Raw genomic sequence first — 16,608 nt, 5'->3', positions numbered from 1 at the left:
AGTTTTGCGTCTTGTCGTCAGTACTGGGTGGACCCCTGATCCACCGGGATAGCCGTCGCCGTCAGGTGTTTCGAGTCATCGCCGGCCAGCCAGCAGACCACGTCGGCGACGTCCTCGGGCTCGAGGATCCACGTCGGCAGGAACGGCGTCATCATGTGCTGGAGCTGGGGATTGGTCTCCATCACCTTGCCGATCGCGGCGATCATGTCGCCGGAACCCATCGCGGTGTTCACCGGGCCGGGATGCACGCTGTTGACGCGGATCGAGTGCTTGCCGAGTTCGGCGGCGAGAGCGCGGGCCATGCCGGTGACGGCGTGCTTACTAGCTGTGTAGTGAATCATGAACGGCTGCAATTTGATTCCTGCGGCCGAGCTGATCAGGATGATCGACCCGCCCCGGCCGCCATCGATGATGTGCTGCGCGCCGGCCCGTACGGTGTTGAAGGTACCCGTGACGTTGATGTCCATCACGTCGCGGAAGTCCTCCGGGGCGATCTCGTTCCACACCTGCGGGGGCGATATACCCGCGTTCGCGACGATCACATCGAGGCGGCCGAACGCGGCGACCCCTTCGGCGACAACGTCGTTCAAGGTTTCGGCGTCGCGGATGTCGGCCTGCGCGGTGAGGATGCGGCGGCCGGTGGCCTCGACCAGCCGGGCCGTCTCGGCGAGGTCCTCCGGGGTCGCGTGGTCGTACGGCACGCAGTCGGGCAGCTTTCCGGCGATGTCGACGGCGATGATGTCGGCGCCCTCGTTGGCCATCCGGACGGCATGCGCGCGCCCCTGACCCCGCGCGGCGCCGGTGATGAATGCGACCCTGTCGGTCAGCCTCTTGCTCATGCACGCTCCTTCTGCGCGGTCTTGACGAGGTTCGACCCGATGATGAGTCGCTGGATTTCGCTGGTGCCCTCGTAGAGCCGCAGCAGCCGGACGTCGCGATAGATGCGCTCGACGGGAACCTCGCGCATGTAGCCACTGCCGCCGTGGATCTGGACGGCGAGATCGGCTACCTCGCCTGCCATTTCGGTGCAGAACAACTTCGCCGCCGACGGCGCCACCCGACGGTCCTCACCGGTCACCCACTGGCGCGCGGTGTCGCGGACCAGTGCGCGGCCGGCCATGACGCCGGTCTGCTGGTCGGCGAGCATCGCCTGCACCAGCTGGAAGTTGCCGATCGGCGTACCGCCCTGGGTGGCGGTCGCAGCGTAGGAAATCGATTCGTCGAGCGCGCGTTGTGCGGCGCCGACGGCCAGCGCGGCGATGTGGACACGTCCGCGGGCCAACGAAATCATCGCGGCGCGGTATCCGATGTCCTCGCTGCCGCCGACGAGCGCTTCTGCGGGCACTCGCACGTCGTCGAAGCTGACGTCGGCGGTCCACGCGCCTTCCTGTCCCATCTTCGCGTCTTTGGTGCCGACCTGGACTCCGGCGGTGTCGGCGGGCACCAGGAAGACGGCGATGCCGGCACCGTCCGCGTCGGCGGGGCGGCTGCGGGCGAACACGACGAACAGGTCGGCGGTCGGGGCGTTGGTGATGAACCGCTTCTGGCCCGTGATCACCCAATCATCATCTTGCCGAACGGCTTTGGTACGCAGGCCGGAGGGGTTGGATCCTGCGCCGGGTTCGGTAAGCGCGAACGACGCGACGACGTCGCCGGTGGCCATCGGTTCGAGCCAGCGCGCCTTCTGCTCGTCGGTGCCGAAGCCGACCAGCACCTGGCCGGCGATGCCGTTGTTGGTGCCGAACATCGACCGCAGGGCCAGCGAGGTGTATCCGAGCTCCATCGCGAGCTCGACGTCCTGAGACAGGTTCAGGCCCAGGCCGCCCCAGTCCTGCGGGATCGCGTACCCGAACAGCCCCATCTTCTTGGCCTGTTCGCGAAGGTCGTCGGGCACCCGGTCGCCGGCCAGGATCTCCTGCTCACGGGGGATCACCGCGGTCCGCACGAAGTGACGGGTCTGCGCCAGGATTTCCTGGAAGTCCTCGTCGCTGACTTCGGACGTCGTCATCCTGCTCCTTCTCGTTCGCCGTCTTCGTTCGGCAGCCGCGATGCCAGATCCGCCGGGGGTGGTGCGCACCGAACTCGCGCGATCATATATGAAATATGATGTTCGACTGACGCGGCCCCGGACGGGCCTGACCAGGGGAAGGGCGTGATCAAGTGTCGCTGTTGACCGGACAGACGGCGGTCGTCACCGGAGGTGCACAAGGTCTGGGATACGCGATCGCCGAGCGGTTCGTCGCCGAGGGCGCGCGGGTGGTGCTGGGCGATCTCGACCTCGCCGCGACGGAGGAGGCGGCCAAGCGACTCGGCGGTGAGGACGTCGCGATCGCGGTGCGCAGCGACGTCACCAAGACCGACGAGGTCGACGCCCTGGTCGCCGCGGCGGTGGAGCGGTTCGGCGGTCTCGACATCATGGTCAACAACGCCGGGATCACCCGCGACGCAACGCTTCGCAAGATGACCGAGGAGCAGTTCGACCAAGTCATCGCTGTGCACTTGAAGGGCACATGGAACGGCCTGAAGGCGGCCGCCCCGATCATGCGGGAGAACAAGCGCGGCGCGATCATCAACATGTCGTCGATCTCGGGCAAGGTCGGCCTCGTCGGGCAGACCAACTATTCGGCGGCCAAGGCGGGCATCGTCGGCATGACCAAAGCGGCGGCCAAGGAGCTGGCTCATCTTGGCGTGCGGGTCAACGCGATTCAGCCCGGGTTGATCCGCTCGGCGATGACGGAGGCCATGCCGCAACGGATTTGGGACGCCAAGCTCGCCGAGGTGCCGATGGGCCGGGCCGGCGAACCCGACGAGGTCGCCAAGGTCGCGCTGTTTTTGGCCAGCGATTTGTCGTCGTACATGACCGGCACGGTGCTCGAGGTCACCGGCGGGAGGTACGTCTGATGCGTGAGGCCGTCATCTGCGAACCGGTGCGTACGCCGATCGGCCGCTACGGCGGCATGTTCAAGTCGCTGACCGCCGTCGACCTCGGTGTCACTGCGCTCAAGGGACTTCTCGATCGCACCGGGATCGACCCCGCCGCAGTCGAAGACGTGATCCTCGGACACTGCTATCCCAGCAGCGAGGCGCCCGCGATCGGACGCGTCGTGGCGCTCGACGCCGGCCTGCCGGTGACTGTGCCCGGTATGCAGGTCGACCGGCGGTGTGGCTCGGGTCTGCAGGCCGTCATCCAGGCGTGCATGCAGGTCGCTAGCGGTGACAACGACGTCGTGGTGGCCGGCGGCGCCGAGAGCATGAGCAACGTGACGTTCTACTCGACCGACATTCGGTGGGGATCCAAGTCGGGTGGCGTCATGTTGCACGACTCGCTGGCCCGCGGGCGTACGACCGCCGGCGGCCGACACCATCCGGTGCCCGGCGGCATGCTCGAGACCGCGGAGAACCTGCGCAGGCAGTACAACATCTCGCGCCAAGAGCAGGACGAACTCGCCGTGACGTCGCATCGGCGCGCAGTGGCCGCGCAGAAGGACGGCATCCTGGCCGAGGAGATCGTGCCGGTCGTGGTACGCACCCGCCAGGGTGAGGAGACCGTCGACACCGACGAACACCCGCGACCGGACACCTCCGTGGAATCGCTCGCGAAGCTCAAACCCGTTCTGGGAAAGCAGGATCCGGAGGCGACGGTCACCGCGGGCAATGCGAGTGGTCAGAACGACGCCGCGTCGATGTGCGTGGTGACCACCCGCGAGAAGGCCGAGGAGCTGGGTCTGACCCCGCTGGTGCGACTGGTGTCGTGGGGATCGGCGGGTGTGGCGCCCAAAGTCATGGGCATCGGACCCGTGCCCGCCACCGAAGCAGCGTTGGGCAAGGCGGGACTGACGCTGAGCGATATCGACCTGATCGAGCTGAACGAGGCGTTCGCGGCGCAGGCACTCGCGGTGATGCGGGAATGGAAGTTCGGTGAGGCAGACGCCGAACGCACGAACGTGCATGGCTCCGGCATCTCGCTCGGGCATCCCGTCGGCGCGACGGGCGGGCGCATGCTGGCGACACTGGCGCGCGAACTGACGAGGCGCGGCGCGCGCTACGGGCTGGAGACCATGTGCATCGGCGGGGGCCAGGGACTGGCTGCGGTGTTCGAAAGGGTGGGCGCATGACCAAGCTCGCCCAGACGGTCGGCCTGACAGATGTGCAGAACGAAATCCTCGCTACCGTCCGGCAATTCGTGGAGAAGGAGATCATCCCGAACGCGCCGGAGTTCGAGAAGACCGACACCTATCCCCAGGCCATCGTCGATGCGATGAAGGAGATGGGGCTGTTCGGGCTGATGATCCCCGAGGAGTACGGCGGCCTCGGCGAGTCGCTGCTGACCTACGCACTGTGCGTCGAGGAGTTGGCGCGCGGGTGGATGAGCATCTCGGGCGTGCTCAACACGCACTTCATCGTCGCCTACATGCTGCGCCAGCACGGCACCGATGCGCAGAAGGAGTATTACCTTCCGCGGATGGCGACAGGGGAGACGCGCGGCGCATTCTCGATGTCCGAACCCGAGTTGGGGTCCGACGTCGCCGCGATCCGCACACGCGCCACCCGCAACGACGACGGCACGTACCGGATCGACGGCCAGAAGATGTGGCTGACCAACGGCGGTACGTCGACGCTGGTCGCCGTGCTGGTCCGCACGGACGAGGGCGCCGACAAACCGCACCGCAACCTGACGGCGTTCCTGGTCGAAAAGCCGGTCGGCTACGGCGAAGTCGCGCCGGGGCTGACAATCCCGGGCAAGCTGGACAAGCTCGGCTACAAGGGCATCGACACCACCGAGCTGATCTTCGACGGCTACGTGGCCAAGGCCGACGACATCCTCGGCGAGGCGCCGGGACAGGGCTTCTTCCAGATGATGGACGGTATCGAGGTCGGCCGGGTCAACGTCTCGGCGCGGGCCTGCGGCGTGGGCATCCGCGCTTTCGAACTCGCCGTGCGCTACGCCCAGCAGCGGCAGACGTTCGGGAAGCCGATCTCTGAACACCAGGCCATCGCGTTCCAGATTGCCGAGATGGCAACGAAAGTCGAGGCGGCGCACCTGATGATGGTGAACGCCGCGCGGTTGAAGGACTCCGGGGAGCGCAACGACGTCGCCGCGGGAATGGCGAAGTACCTGGCGAGCGAATTCTGCTCGGAGGTCACCCAGCAGAGCTTCCGGATCCATGGCGGCTACGGGTACTCGAAGGAGTACGAGATCGAACGCCTGATGCGCGATGCGCCGTTCCTGCTGATCGGCGAGGGCACGAGCGAGATCCAGAAGAACATCATCAGCAAGCGGTTGCTCGCCGACTATCAGGTGTGACGGTGACAGCGCCCGAATTCGCCTTCCGGCCTCAACTCGCCGAGGACGTCGCCCGTTTCGTGCGTAAGCGGATCTTCGACGGCACCTACGCCGCCGGTGAGTACGTGCGCCTGGACCAACTGGCCGCCGAGCTCGGCATCAGCGTCACCCCGGTCCGCGAGGCGCTGTTCGAGTTGAAGGCCGAAGGTCTGCTCGCCCAGCAGCCGCGGCGCGGATTCGTCGTATTGCCGGTGACCGGGCGCGATCTCACCGACGTGTCGAACGTGCAGGCCTACATCGGCGGTGAGCTGGCGGCGCGGGCGGCGGCCAACATCACCGACGAGCAACTGCGCGACCTCAAGCAGATCCAGACCGATCTCGAAGCGGCGTACGCGGCCACCGACGACGAGGGTGCGGTCCAGCTCAACCACGAGTTCCATCGCGCGATCAACGTGGCCGCGGATTCGCCCAAGCTGGCCCAGCTGATGTCGCAGATCACCCGTTACGCACCGGAGTCGGTGTATCCGGCCATTGCGGGCTGGCCGGAGAAGTCGAACGATCACCACCGACGGCTGCTGGCCGCGCTCGAGCAGCACGACGCGGACCTGGCCCGCGCCGAGATGTCGGAGCACCTCGCGGCGGGTGCGGAGCCGTTGATCGAGCACCTCACCGAGCGAGGCGTGGTCACCTGATCCTGGCGAGCAGACGCAAACCTGACTACTTTGCGCCGAAAATGGGCAGTTTTACGACTGCTCGCGGTGGGTGGTGAGCAATATATCCCGCAGGGCGCGGACGTCGACCTTGCCCGACGCCTTGCGGGGGATGTCATCGTCGGTTTCGGTGACGAGCCACACCGTCGGAACCTTGAAGGCGCTCAACCGGTTTCGGGCCCCCGAGCGTAGCTCGTCGACCGACCGACCCGAAACCACCGCCGCGCCGACGGCGCCCTCCACCTCCGTGACGACAGCGTTGTGCACGCCGGGGATGCTGCGCAGTGCGCGCTCGACCTCGCTCGGATAGACCGTCGCACCGCTGACCTTGAACATGTCGTCGCTGCGGCCGTGGTAGAACATGAACCCGTCGTCATCGAGGTGTCCGAGGTCGCCGGTGGGGTAGTAGCCGTCGGGGGTGAACACGTCTTCGCGGCTCCGGCGGCAGATCTCGCGCATCACATGCGGTCCGCGGAGCTGGATCATGCCGATGGTCCCGGTCGGCACCGGCTCGCCGGTATCGGTGTCGACGATACGAACCTCCATACCGTCGAACGGTTTTCCGCAGCTGCCCCACGCCGAGCGCGGCATGTCGGTGTCGGCGGGGTAGCCACAGTACGGTCCGAACGACTCGGTCATACCGAACAGGTTGGCCCGCGCGCCGGGGGCCGCGCGCTGCTCGGGCGGCAGCAACGCCTCCATGCTGCCGGGCCGCAATTCCGACAGATCAGCTCCCACAGCGGCGTTCGCGCGAGCCAGCGCCGCGGCCTGGTCGGGCCAGCCGCGAAACAGCGTCACTCGCCCGCGTTCGATGAGACGCAGCGTGGTCTCCGGGCGGGGGCTCTCCTCGGTCACCAGTGTCGCGCCGGTCAGCAACGCAGACAGCAGGCCGCCGGCCATCCCGCCCACCCAGAAGAACGGCATCGGCAGATACAACCGGGTCTCGGAGTAGATGCAACGCGCCGGTAGACCGGATCGCACCGCGCCCAAAGCGTTGCCGTGCGAATGGATCACACCCTTGGGTGGGCCGCTGCTACCCGAGGTGAACATGATCGCCAACGTGTCGCTGGGGGTGACCGCGGCCGCGATCTCGTCGACGGGCGCGACGCCGCCCGCGGGCAGCCCGTCGGCGCGCCAGACCTCGCGCAGCGCCGGAAGACGATCACGCTCGGCGCGGATGTCGTCGAGGTAGCGGTGGCCGCGGAACTCCTCGACGGCCACGACGAACTGCACGGCGGCCATGCGTAACTGGGCGACCAGCTCGGGCGGCTGCAGCAGCGTGCTCAACGGCACCAGCACGGCGCCTACGCGGGTCAGCGCGATCGCGATCCGCACCCACTCGGTGGAGTTGGGCATGATCAACGCGACCCTGCTGCCCTTGCTCACCCCGGCGGCGACGAAGGCGGCGGCCAGCTCGTGCGTGGAGGCGTCGAGCTCGGCGTAGGTGACCTTGGCCGACGGGTCGATCACCGCGGTCTTGCCACCGTGTTCGACGGCCCGTTGTCGCATCAGCGCGTCAATGGTGTCAGACATCGAAAACCTCTGCCAATCGGGGCAAGTCGACCTTTCCGCTGGACAGCACGGGGATGTGCGCGGCGGGTATCGCCGCGAAGCGACGCGGAATCTTGTACGCCGACAACTCGGCCTTCAGCCGCTCACGGCAGGCTGCTTCGTCGAACGACGCGCCGTCCTCCAGCTCGACGACCGCGCCGACGATCTGGCCGCGTTCGGCATCGGGCAGACCGATCACATGCGCGACGGCACCGCCGGTCACCTTCGCGATTGCCCGTTCGACCTCCGCGGGTGCGACGTTCGCGCCCGCGGTCTTGATCATCGCGCCACGTCGGCCGACGAAGTAGAAGAAGCCGTCGGCGTCCGTGCGGACGAGGTCACCGGTGTGGAACCACCCGTCGTCGTCGAAGCATTCTTCGCGGCTGCGTTTGTAGTAACGCTGCATCATGAAAGGCCCACGCGTGCAGAGTTCGCCGACGGTTTCGATGCCGACCGGTTCGCCGGTGCCGGGATCGATGACCTTGACGTCGAATCCGGGGACCGGCTTGCCGAAGGAGCCGCGCCGATGCTCGGGCTGATCGGATTCGTCGGCGCAGGCCAGGATCACACTGCCGGACTCGGTCATGCCGAGCATGGTGTGGCGCAGTTCGGGATCGGCGGGCCGGACCTCGGGCGCCATGATCGGGTAGAGATTGCCTCGCCGGATCGAGGACAGATCGCGATTCTTCAGGCTGGGGTGGCGCGCCAGATGGGCGATACCGGCGACGAATCCGTTGGTCATCGTCGGCTTTTCGGCCTCCAGGAAATCGAGGGTCTCACCGGGATCGGTCGCGTTGGAACACAACAGCGTCGCGCCGGCGAGCAGCGTGGCCAACACGGAGTAGGCGAACCCGCCGACCCAGAAGAACGGCGAATTGCTGAACAGCTTCACCTCGGCGGTGAGCCCGCGGATCTCGTTGAGCACCACCTGGTGGTCGAGCAGCCCGGCATGTGTGTGGACGACGCCTTTCGGCGCGCTGGTCGACCCCGACGTGTAGACGATCGCCAGCTCGTCGCAGGGCTCGACGTCGTCCTCGAGCGCCGCGAGCAGGCCGGCAGGGGCCGACTCGGTCGGTTTGGTGTCGATGAGGACGTGGCGCAGCAGCGGAACGCCGTCGATCTCGGCGAGGCGTTGCCGGTAGTCGTGGGAGCGGTATGACCCTGCGGCCAAGAGAATCTCGACGTCGGCGTGAGCGAGTTGCTCGCGCAACTCCGGGGCGGTCGCCATCGTCGAGACCGGGATGACGACGGCGCCGATCCGGGCTGCCGCCAGCATCGCGACGACGAAGGCCGACCCGTTGGGGTGCAGCACACCGACGTGGGCGCCCTTGCCGGCGCCCAGCGCGATGAGCCCGCGGGCCAATCGCGCCGACCGACGCTCGGCCTCGATATAGCTCAACCGATCGGTGTCACAGATCAGCAGCGGGTGATGGCCGCGCGCACGGGCCTGTGTGCGCAGCACCGCGCCGACGGTACGGTCAGCCATGGCCGACGCCGACGAAGTGCTGCCGCACCGCGCTCAGATCAGGCTTACCGGACGGGGTGCACGGCATCTGCTCGACGACCGCGATATCGGTCGGAACCTCATAGCGGGCCAAGCGATCTCGCAGGAACTCTTCGAGCGTCGCGATGTCGACGGGCTCCCGCAGCTGCACCATCGCCACCGGCGTCTCCCCGAGCCGATCATCGGGTCGGCCGACCACGGCGGCACTGTGCACGGCGGGATGGCTCTCGAGCGCGGTTCGCACGTCGTCGGGCATGACCTTGAACCCGCCGCGGATGATCGCCTGGTCGGCACGGCCCAGGATCCACACGAAACCATCGGCATCGATGCGTGCCATGTCGGTGGTGCGCATCCACTCGGCGTTCGGGCCCAGCTGTCCGGGCTTGACCTCGAGCAGCCCGGGCTGATCGGCGCCGACCGGTTGTCCGGCGTCGTCCACGACCCGCAGTTGCGCGCCGAGGCTGGCCCGCCCCACACTGCCCCGCTTCGTCTGCCAGTACTCCTGGTAATCGGGCAGGGTCCACCCTGCGACGCCACCGCCGAATTCGGTTGCGGCATAGGATGTCAGCACCGGTATGCCGAACTTCTCGGTGAACGCGTCGGCGTCCTCGGCGGACAGCGGCGCGGTGCCCGACGTGACGGCACGGATGCTCGCCAAGTCCTGGCGGGTCAGGTCCGAATGCAGCACGGTGCGCAGCGCGGCGGGGACGAGGGACACCGCGCGCGGACGGTGCCGTCGCACCGCGTCGGCCCAGCGGTTGAGTTCGAAGCGATCGAGAAGCGCGAATGACCGGCCCTCGCAGACACATTGCAGGACACGGAAGACGCCGCCGATGTGAACGAGCGGGGCGTTGACGATCGCCACGCCGCTTCGCAGCTGTTTCGGCGACGGCGCCCCCGCGAAGCCTTCGCCGATAACGCTGTGCGCCAGCATGTCGTAGGTGAGGTCGATCCGCTTGGGCGGTCCGGTGGTGCCGCTGGTCAACATCCGCACCGCGACACCGACGCGGTTCTCCTCGGGCACCAGTGCGCTCGCGGCGGTCAGGCGGATGGGGTCGGAGACCGTCGAGATCGCCACCTGGTCGGTGCCGGGGCTGGTCACCAGCCGCGTCAGGTCGTCTTGTTCGCCGATCACGATGGGCAGGGCAAGCGCGTCGAGGTCGGCCCTGATGCGGTCGTCACCGCGCGACGGGTTGACGACCACGACGGTGCCGCCCCCGAGCAGAACACCGAGAAAACTCGCGACATGGGCGGGCCTGTTACGCAACAGCATTCCGACCTGTCGGCCCGTCACGCCTGCTCCGCGAATCCGGGTTGCGAGCGCGGCCACCTGACCCCAGGTCACCCAATCGCCCTCGTACTCGATGGCGGGCCCGCTCGGGTCGAGGTCGAGGATCTGGTTGATGCGACGGCTGAGGGGGTGATCACCCATCAGCGGATCCTCGGCTCGGTTCGCCCGGTCGGCGGCGCGGCGGCCAGTTCCGCCTGCCCGAGCGGATTACCCAACCGGGTGTAGATCAGGTTCTGCTCCATCGCCGCGCGGTACGGCTTCTCCAACGACTCCCAGATCGCCTTGACCGTGCCCTGCGTAGCCGACGGCGGTTTGGCGGCGATACCGGCCGCGATCTCGTGCGCGCGCGCCCACAGGCGCTCGGCGGACACGACCTCGGTCACCAGACCCATCTGCAGTGCGGTCGCGGCGCTCACGCGTTCGTCGTTGCCCATCAACGCGATCCGCAGCGCCTGCGCGAGCCCCACGCGTCGCATCAGGCCGATCGGTTCCAGGGCGCACACCAGGCCAGCGCTGACATGGGAGTCGAAGAACGTGGCGTCCTCCGAACAGATCACCACGTCGGCCTCGTTGAGGAAGTAGAACGCCCCCGCGGTGCACATGCCCTGCACCGCGCAGACGACCGGTTTCCACATCTTCTGCCATTTCGGGCTGAGGTGCTCACCGGGGTCCTCGTGGTTCCATACGTTGTCGGGCTGGCCGTAGGGCGTCTTGATGTCCAGGCCGGCGCTGAACGCGCGATCGCCCGCGCCGCGGAGTACCACCGCGTTGACGGCCTCATCCTCCTTGACAAGCTTCCAGGCCTGCGACATCTCCTCGCACATCGTGCGGTTGAACGCGTTGAGCGAGTCCGGACGGTTCAGCGTGATGGTCGCGACGTGGTCGGCCGCGTCCACATCGACGGTGATGGTCTCGAATGTCACCGATGCGTTCATCGGCACTGCCAGTTCGGGGCGCGCTTCTCCATGAACGCTTTCGGGCCTTCGGCGGCGTCGTCGGTCCGCACCACCCGCTCACGGAAGGTCTCGGCGAGTATTTCCGCCTCGTGCAGCGGCAGATCGAGCGTCTTGTGGATGGCCAACCGGGTACCGCGCACCGCGAGGGGGGCGTTGGAGTTCACGATGTCGGCGATCTCGTGGGCGCGCTCGAGCAGTCGGTCGTGCTCCACCACCTCGCTGATCATGCCCAGTTCGTAGGCGCGCTCGGCGCTCATCCGCTCATGTTTGCCCATCAATGCCATGCGCAACGCGATGTTGCGGGGCAGGATCCGGGCCAGGCGCACCATTTCGCGGCCCGCGACCAGCCCGATGCTGACGTGCGGGTCGAAGAACGTGGCCTTGTCGGAGGCGATCGCGATGTCACCGGTGGTGATCCAGTCCAGCCCTGCGCCGCAACATAATCCGTTGACGGCGGTGAGGACCGGTTTGGCCATGCGCCGGAACGGGGGAGTGCCCTCCTGCGGAGCCTCCCACTGTTCGTAGGTGGACAGATACGGCCGCTCGTAGATGACCCTGCCGTCCTCGGGGATCTCGCCGACGTCGGCGCCGGTGCAGAACGCCCGGCCGGTGCCCGTCACGATCAGTGTCCAAATGGCGTCGTCGTTCTCGGCCTCGTCGTAGGCGGCCCGAAGTTCGGTGATCATGTGCGGGCTCAGCGCGTTGAGCGCATTCGGCCGGTTCAACGTGATGGTGGCCTTGTGCCCGTCGACCTCGTATTTGATGTCGTCAAACGTGGGAGACATTCTCGGTTCCTATCCGTCAGCGCCCGTGGAATTCCGGCGGGCGCTTGTCGCGGAACGCCGCCAGTCCTTCTTTGAAATCGGTGGTTCGGCACGACAACTCGACGTTGTAGAGCTCCCGGTTCATGGTGTCCGGAAGCGACGCGTGCAGGCCGTAGTGAATGGACTGCTTGGCCAGCCCGGTCGCAACGGTCGGCCCGCTGGCCAACCGCTCGACGAGTTCGTCGCTCACGGCGGACAATTCGGAATCGGGGACGGCGGCGTGGATCAGCCCCCACTCGGCGGCGTCGGCGCCGCTGACCTTCTCGCCCAGCAGCAGCATCCGTTTGGCGCGCGCCAGGCCGATGAGGCGCGGCAGCAGCCAGGTGGAGCCCGAATCGGGGCTGAAGCCGCGGCCAAGGAACGGTTCCCAGAACACCGCGTCCTGCGCGGCGACGGTGAAATCGGCCGCCAACGCCAGGTTGCACCCGAGCGCCGCGGCCCAACCGCGCACGGTGCACACCACCGGCAGGTGCAGTGTGTGGACCAGTTCGACGACCCGGTGCGCCGTGTGGGGTTGCCGGCGGACGATGTCGCCGGTGCGGGGGCGTCGGTCAGCGGCGTTGGACGCGACCCAGTCCACACCCGCGCAGAAGTCCGACCCGTCGCCGGCGATGTGCACCGCTCGCAGGGAGTCGTCGGTGGCGGCGGCGGTCAAAGCCGTCACCAGTGCGTCGGTCATGCTGCGGCTCAGGGCGTTACGCCGCGATGGCCGGCTCAGCGTGATGCGCAGTGTCGCGCCGTCGCGCGATGTCTCGACCACGCCGTCGTCGGCCGCTTCGGTCACCGTTGATTCCGCCAATCTCGAGCTATACGGTTAGACATACAGTATTGCTATCTTGTACAAGTTAGCAAGGACAGCGGTCGAAAAGACGGCGCCGCCGACGAGAGGCCACCGATGGCAGAGGACATGCCCAGCTACGGCGAGCGGCCGCTGGCGCAGACCGTCGCCGCCGCGGGCGCGCTGCGCCGGCTCAGTGGGCTGCTGCTGTCGCTGGAACACGAGCACCCGGTAGTCGACGCGATGCTGCGCCAGATCGAGGAGTGGGAAGGCGAACTGACCGCGGCCGCACCGCCGGACCCCACGCCGCGCATCGGCCCCGATGCCACGGACTCGCAACGCGTTTACCTCGACCACGCCTTCGACATCGGCGCCTACAACCCGGCGTTTCCCGAATACACCATCGACGCACTGGATGCCGAAACGGCATCGGGGCGGGTGACGTTCCCGGTCGTGTTCGAAGGCCCACCGGGATTGGTCAACGGCGGCTTCATCGGGGTGTTCTTCGACTGTGTGACCCAACACCACAGTTGTGCGACGGGCCGAACCGGCAAGACGCGCGCGCTGACGGTCACCTTCCGCAGGCCCACGCCGATCCTGACGGAACTGCACTTCGACGTGACGCGTGTGGAGGCCGACGGTCGCGTGACGTCGACGGCCCGGTTGCTGCTCGGCGACGAGGTGCTGTGCACCGGGGAGTTCAACACCTCGGCGTCCTCACCCGATCGGCTGTCGGTCTTCCAGTTCGGAAAGCGCCGGGCGAGATGACCAGTGCGCACAGGATTCGTCAACCGCGGGTGGCCGAGATCATCGCCGCCCGCCTGCGCGACGACATCCTGTCGGGGCGGCTGAAGGAAGGTGACGTGCTGCCGTCCCAGGACGGCCTGCTCGCTGAATTCGGCGTCAGTCCACCGGCATTGCGCGAGGCGATCCACATTCTGGAGATGGACGGCCTCATTTCGGTGCGGCGGGGCAACATGGGCGGTGCCGTCGTACACCAACCGTCGGCGGACCGGACCGCGCACATGATCAGCATGGTGTTGCAGTCCCGGTCGGCGACACCGGCGGATGTCAGCGGCGCGCTGCTGCACCTCGAACCGATCTGCGCGAGCATGTGTGCCGCCAGGGCGGACCGCGTGACCGAGGTCGTGCCCTACCTCGAAGACGAAATACAGAGGCAGCTCGACGATTTCGGTGACCCCTCGCGGTACGTCCCCAATGCGCGGCGTTTTCACGAAACGATCGTGTCTCGCTGCGGCAACGAGCCGATGATCCTGCTGATCGGATCCCTGGAATTGATCTGGTCGGCGCACGAGTCGTCCGTGTGGGGCGACGAGACCGGCGCCGACCCGATGAACGACAAGACGATGCGGGCCGCGCTGCGCGATCACCAACGCCTGCTCGACGCGATCCGCGACGGCAACCAGTCCCGCGCAGCCAAGCTGGCCGCCGACCACCTCGCCGTCGCACGGCGCAACACGCTCGCGGCCGGAACGGACAGAACCATTGAGGCCAAGCTCATTTCCGACGTTCAGTGAGGATGCCATGACCACCGCCGATGACCGGGTGCTGTTCGAGGTCGACCGCGACAAGCGAATCGCGACCATCACGCTGAACAACCCCGTACAGCGCAACTCCTACGACGCGGCGATGCGCGAAACCGTCGGCCGCTACCTCGACCAGGTCGCCGAGGACGACGGCGTCACCGTCGTTCTGCTGCGCGGCGCCGAGGGCGTGTTCAGTACCGGGGCGGACATGAACAACGCCTACGGCTGGTACGGCGACAAGGACTCCGCGCAGGCCAAGCGGCGGCCGAGCCAACGGCGCCGGCTCACGGTCGACCGCAAGTCCTTCGGCTTCTACCACAACTTCATGGGTTTTCCGAAGGTCACGGTGGGGGAGATCAGCGGGTACGCGCTCGGGGGCGGTTTCGAGATGGCGCTGATGACCGACATCTCCGTCATCGCCCGCGACACCAAGATCGGCATGCCCGCCACCCGGTTCCTCGGCCCGGCGCTGGGCAGCCTGCACATGTTCTTCCACCGGCTCGGCCCGGTGCTGGCGCGGCGGCTGCTGCTGACCGGCGACATCATCGAGGCCGGCGCCGTCGAACACCTCGGCGTCTTCACCGAGACATGCGACGCGGACAAGGTGACCAAGCGGGCCCGGTACTGGGCGGAGAAGGCGGCCAAGATGCCCGCCGACGGCGTGGTGATCGCCAAGGAGGCGTTCCGCCTCGTCGAGCAGTGCCAGGCCTACCAGGGCGAGGAGGTAGCGAGCTACCTGTTCCACGCGTACGGAACGAACCTGCAGTTCGCGGAGGGTGAGTTCAACTTCGTCAAGACCCGCGCGCAGCACGGCACGAAGGAGGCGTTCCGGCTGCGGGACGAGCATTTCCACGTACCCGAGCCCGAGTAGCGGCGTCCGCTACAGTATCTGTTAGTTTTGTAAAGTCGCTAACGTCGAAACCCGAGGTAGAAACATGGGAACACCCGTCATCGTCGGCGCCGCCAGGACCGCGATCGGCCGATCCTTCAAGGGCACGCTGGTCAACACCCCGCCGGAGACGTTGATCACCGCTGTCCTGCCCGAGGTGATCCGCCGCTCGGGGATCGACCCCAGGGACATCGACGACCTGATCTTCGCCGAATCCCATTACGGCGGAGGCGATCTGGCGCGCTATGCGGCCGATGCGTGCGGACTGCCCGACGTTCCGGGCCAGTCGGTGAACCGGCACTGCGCGGGTAGCCTCACCGCGATCGGCAATGCGTCCGCACAGATCGGCTCCGGTATGGAGCGCGCGCTGATCGCCGGCGGTGTGCAGTCGCTGTCGATGACGCCCCTGGTCAACTGGCGTATCCCCGGCCCCGAGCTGAAGTTCGAGGAAAAGTGGATGCCGCCCACCCACGTCGAGACCCCGGACGCGCCGACCCGCGACATGTCGATCACCGTCGGGTGGAATACCGCGCAGACGGTCGGCATCACCCGTGAGGAGATGGACGCCTGGGCGGCGCGGTCGCATCAGCGCGCGATCGCCGCGATCGACGCCGGCAAGTTCGTCGACGAGATCGTGCCGCTCAAGGTGCAGCAGTTCGACGGCTCGGTCGTCGAGTTCAGCGTCGACGAGCATCCGCGCCGCGACACCACGGTCGAGAAGCTGGCCGGCCTCAAGCCGCTGCACCCCGAGATCGAGGGCTTCTCGATCACCGCGGGCAACAGCAGCGGCACCAACGACGCAGCGGCCGCGGTGGCGCTCGTCGACAGCGGTTACGCCGAGTCCAACAACCTGACCAAGCTGGCGACTGTCAAGGCATGGGCCGCCGCGGGTGTGCCGCCTCGTGACTGCGGGCTCGGTGCGGTGAAGGTGATCGGCAAGGTGCTCGACCGCGCCGGCCTCAAGCCGTCCGACGTCGCGCTGTGGGAGATCAACGAGGCGTTCGCATCGGTGCCGATCGCGGCTCGCCGCGAGTACGGCATCGACGAGGAGCTGGTGAACTTCTCCGGAAGTGGTTGCAGCCTCGGCCATCCCATCGCCGCATCGGGTGCGCGGATGGTCACCACGCTGGTCTACGAACTGCAGCGGCGTGGTGGCGGCGTCGGTGTCGCCGCGATGTGCGCCGGTGGCGGCCAGGGCGGCGCGGTCGTCGTCGAGGTCTGACCCGCGGCGACTACGCCGAAATTCCCAGCGCCAACACGAGACCCGCGGCGAT

Annotated in this window: 16 protein-coding genes; 8 read left to right on the top strand and 8 right to left on the bottom strand. The window is 67.4% G+C overall.

What is annotated here, in order from left to right:
• Positions 1-17: 17 nt before the first annotated feature.
• Together A5698_RS25435 and A5698_RS25430 are read right to left on the bottom strand one after the other, a co-directional pair.
• Positions 18-839, bottom strand: a complete 822-nt coding sequence (locus tag A5698_RS25435; RefSeq protein WP_068302713.1) for a mycofactocin-coupled SDR family oxidoreductase — start codon at positions 837-839, stop codon at positions 18-20.
• Positions 836-2,008, bottom strand: a complete 1,173-nt coding sequence (locus tag A5698_RS25430; protein ID WP_068302712.1) for an acyl-CoA dehydrogenase family protein — start codon at positions 2,006-2,008, stop codon at positions 836-838. Before A5698_RS25430 ends, A5698_RS25435 begins: the two co-directional genes overlap by 4 nt.
• Before the next feature lie 152 nt (positions 2,009-2,160).
• On the opposite strand from A5698_RS25430, the gene fabG reads away from it, so the two are divergent.
• From fabG to A5698_RS25410, 4 genes are read left to right on the top strand one after another with little or no spacing between them, the layout of a single operon-like run.
• A complete protein-coding gene (gene fabG / locus A5698_RS25425) occupies positions 2,161-2,901 on the top strand; it encodes a 3-oxoacyl-ACP reductase FabG (RefSeq protein ID WP_068302708.1) in 741 nt (246 codons plus the stop codon).
• A complete protein-coding gene (locus A5698_RS25420) occupies positions 2,901-4,115 on the top strand; it encodes an acetyl-CoA C-acetyltransferase (protein ID WP_068302705.1) in 1,215 nt (404 codons plus the stop codon). Before fabG ends, A5698_RS25420 begins: the two co-directional genes overlap by 1 nt.
• On the top strand, positions 4,112-5,305 hold the full coding sequence (locus A5698_RS25415) for an acyl-CoA dehydrogenase family protein (RefSeq protein ID WP_068302699.1): 1,194 nt from the start codon (positions 4,112-4,114) through the stop codon (positions 5,303-5,305). The genes A5698_RS25420 and A5698_RS25415 overlap by 4 nt, the downstream gene beginning before the upstream one ends.
• Positions 5,306-5,307: 2 nt before the next feature.
• Positions 5,308-5,976: a GntR family transcriptional regulator gene (locus A5698_RS25410; RefSeq protein ID WP_068302697.1), complete on the top strand. Its 669-nt coding sequence runs from the start codon at positions 5,308-5,310 to the stop codon at positions 5,974-5,976.
• A gap of 51 nt (positions 5,977-6,027) precedes the next feature.
• On the opposite strand, the gene A5698_RS25405 is transcribed toward A5698_RS25410, so the two are convergent.
• The 6 genes from A5698_RS25405 to A5698_RS25380 are packed head-to-tail and all read right to left on the bottom strand — an operon-like array spanning position 6,028 to position 12,904.
• Positions 6,028-7,527 (bottom strand): class I adenylate-forming enzyme family protein, encoded by a 1,500-nt coding sequence (locus A5698_RS25405; protein WP_068302694.1) that lies wholly within the window; start codon positions 7,525-7,527, stop codon positions 6,028-6,030.
• A complete protein-coding gene (locus tag A5698_RS25400) occupies positions 7,520-9,031 on the bottom strand; it encodes a class I adenylate-forming enzyme family protein (RefSeq protein WP_068302690.1) in 1,512 nt (503 codons plus the stop codon). Before A5698_RS25400 ends, A5698_RS25405 begins: the two co-directional genes overlap by 8 nt.
• Positions 9,024-10,481 (bottom strand): class I adenylate-forming enzyme family protein, encoded by a 1,458-nt coding sequence (locus A5698_RS25395; RefSeq protein ID WP_068302687.1) that lies wholly within the window; start codon positions 10,479-10,481, stop codon positions 9,024-9,026. Before A5698_RS25395 ends, A5698_RS25400 begins: the two co-directional genes overlap by 8 nt.
• Positions 10,481-11,275 (bottom strand): enoyl-CoA hydratase/isomerase family protein, encoded by a 795-nt coding sequence (locus A5698_RS25390; RefSeq protein ID WP_068302775.1) that lies wholly within the window; start codon positions 11,273-11,275, stop codon positions 10,481-10,483. Before A5698_RS25390 ends, A5698_RS25395 begins: the two co-directional genes overlap by 1 nt.
• Complete coding sequence (locus A5698_RS25385) at positions 11,272-12,081, bottom strand: enoyl-CoA hydratase/isomerase family protein (RefSeq protein ID WP_068302683.1); 810 nt, start codon at positions 12,079-12,081, stop codon at positions 11,272-11,274. Before A5698_RS25385 ends, A5698_RS25390 begins: the two co-directional genes overlap by 4 nt.
• Before the next feature lie 16 nt (positions 12,082-12,097).
• Complete coding sequence (locus A5698_RS25380) at positions 12,098-12,904, bottom strand: enoyl-CoA hydratase/isomerase family protein (protein ID WP_084792620.1); 807 nt, start codon at positions 12,902-12,904, stop codon at positions 12,098-12,100.
• Positions 12,905-13,015: 111 nt separating this feature from the next.
• On the opposite strand from A5698_RS25380, the gene A5698_RS25375 reads away from it, so the two are divergent.
• The 4 genes from A5698_RS25375 to A5698_RS25360 all read left to right on the top strand — a co-directional run bounded on the left by A5698_RS25375 (position 13,016) and on the right by A5698_RS25360 (position 16,556).
• Entirely contained in the window at positions 13,016-13,666 is a 651-nt protein-coding gene (locus A5698_RS25375) for a hotdog family protein (protein WP_068302678.1), read from the top strand.
• Positions 13,663-14,436 (top strand): FadR/GntR family transcriptional regulator, encoded by a 774-nt coding sequence (locus A5698_RS25370; protein ID WP_068302673.1) that lies wholly within the window; start codon positions 13,663-13,665, stop codon positions 14,434-14,436. Before A5698_RS25375 ends, A5698_RS25370 begins: the two co-directional genes overlap by 4 nt.
• 7 nt (positions 14,437-14,443) lie before the next feature.
• Complete coding sequence (locus A5698_RS25365; protein WP_068302668.1) at positions 14,444-15,316, top strand: enoyl-CoA hydratase/isomerase family protein; 873 nt, start codon at positions 14,444-14,446, stop codon at positions 15,314-15,316.
• A 64-nt stretch (positions 15,317-15,380) separates the two neighbouring features.
• Complete coding sequence (locus A5698_RS25360) at positions 15,381-16,556, top strand: thiolase family protein (protein ID WP_068302659.1); 1,176 nt, start codon at positions 15,381-15,383, stop codon at positions 16,554-16,556.
• Positions 16,557-16,608: the final 52 nt, after the last annotated feature.

The organism is Mycobacterium sp. E136, assembly GCF_001666865.1.
GTDB lineage: Bacteria > Actinomycetota > Actinomycetes > Mycobacteriales > Mycobacteriaceae > Mycobacterium.
This window is presented reverse-complemented; position numbering and strand designations above follow the sequence as displayed.

Coding starts and splice junctions, on each gene's coding strand:
- A5698_RS25435 (WP_068302713.1), bottom strand. CDS start 839: ATGAGCAAGAGGCTGACCGACAGGGTCGCATTCATCACCGGCGCCGCG.
- A5698_RS25430 (WP_068302712.1), bottom strand. CDS start 2,008: ATGACGACGTCCGAAGTCAGCGACGAGGACTTCCAGGAAATCCTGGCG.
- A5698_RS25420 (WP_068302705.1), top strand. CDS start 2,901: ATGCGTGAGGCCGTCATCTGCGAACCGGTGCGTACGCCGATCGGCCGC.
- A5698_RS25415 (WP_068302699.1), top strand. CDS start 4,112: ATGACCAAGCTCGCCCAGACGGTCGGCCTGACAGATGTGCAGAACGAA.
- A5698_RS25405 (WP_068302694.1), bottom strand. CDS start 7,527: ATGTCTGACACCATTGACGCGCTGATGCGACAACGGGCCGTCGAACAC.
- A5698_RS25400 (WP_068302690.1), bottom strand. CDS start 9,031: ATGGCTGACCGTACCGTCGGCGCGGTGCTGCGCACACAGGCCCGTGCG.
- A5698_RS25395 (WP_068302687.1), bottom strand. CDS start 10,481: ATGGGTGATCACCCCCTCAGCCGTCGCATCAACCAGATCCTCGACCTC.
- A5698_RS25390 (WP_068302775.1), bottom strand. CDS start 11,275: ATGAACGCATCGGTGACATTCGAGACCATCACCGTCGATGTGGACGCG.
- A5698_RS25385 (WP_068302683.1), bottom strand. CDS start 12,081: ATGTCTCCCACGTTTGACGACATCAAATACGAGGTCGACGGGCACAAG.
- A5698_RS25375 (WP_068302678.1), top strand. CDS start 13,016: ATGGCAGAGGACATGCCCAGCTACGGCGAGCGGCCGCTGGCGCAGACC.
- A5698_RS25370 (WP_068302673.1), top strand. CDS start 13,663: ATGACCAGTGCGCACAGGATTCGTCAACCGCGGGTGGCCGAGATCATC.
- A5698_RS25365 (WP_068302668.1), top strand. CDS start 14,444: ATGACCACCGCCGATGACCGGGTGCTGTTCGAGGTCGACCGCGACAAG.
- A5698_RS25360 (WP_068302659.1), top strand. CDS start 15,381: ATGGGAACACCCGTCATCGTCGGCGCCGCCAGGACCGCGATCGGCCGA.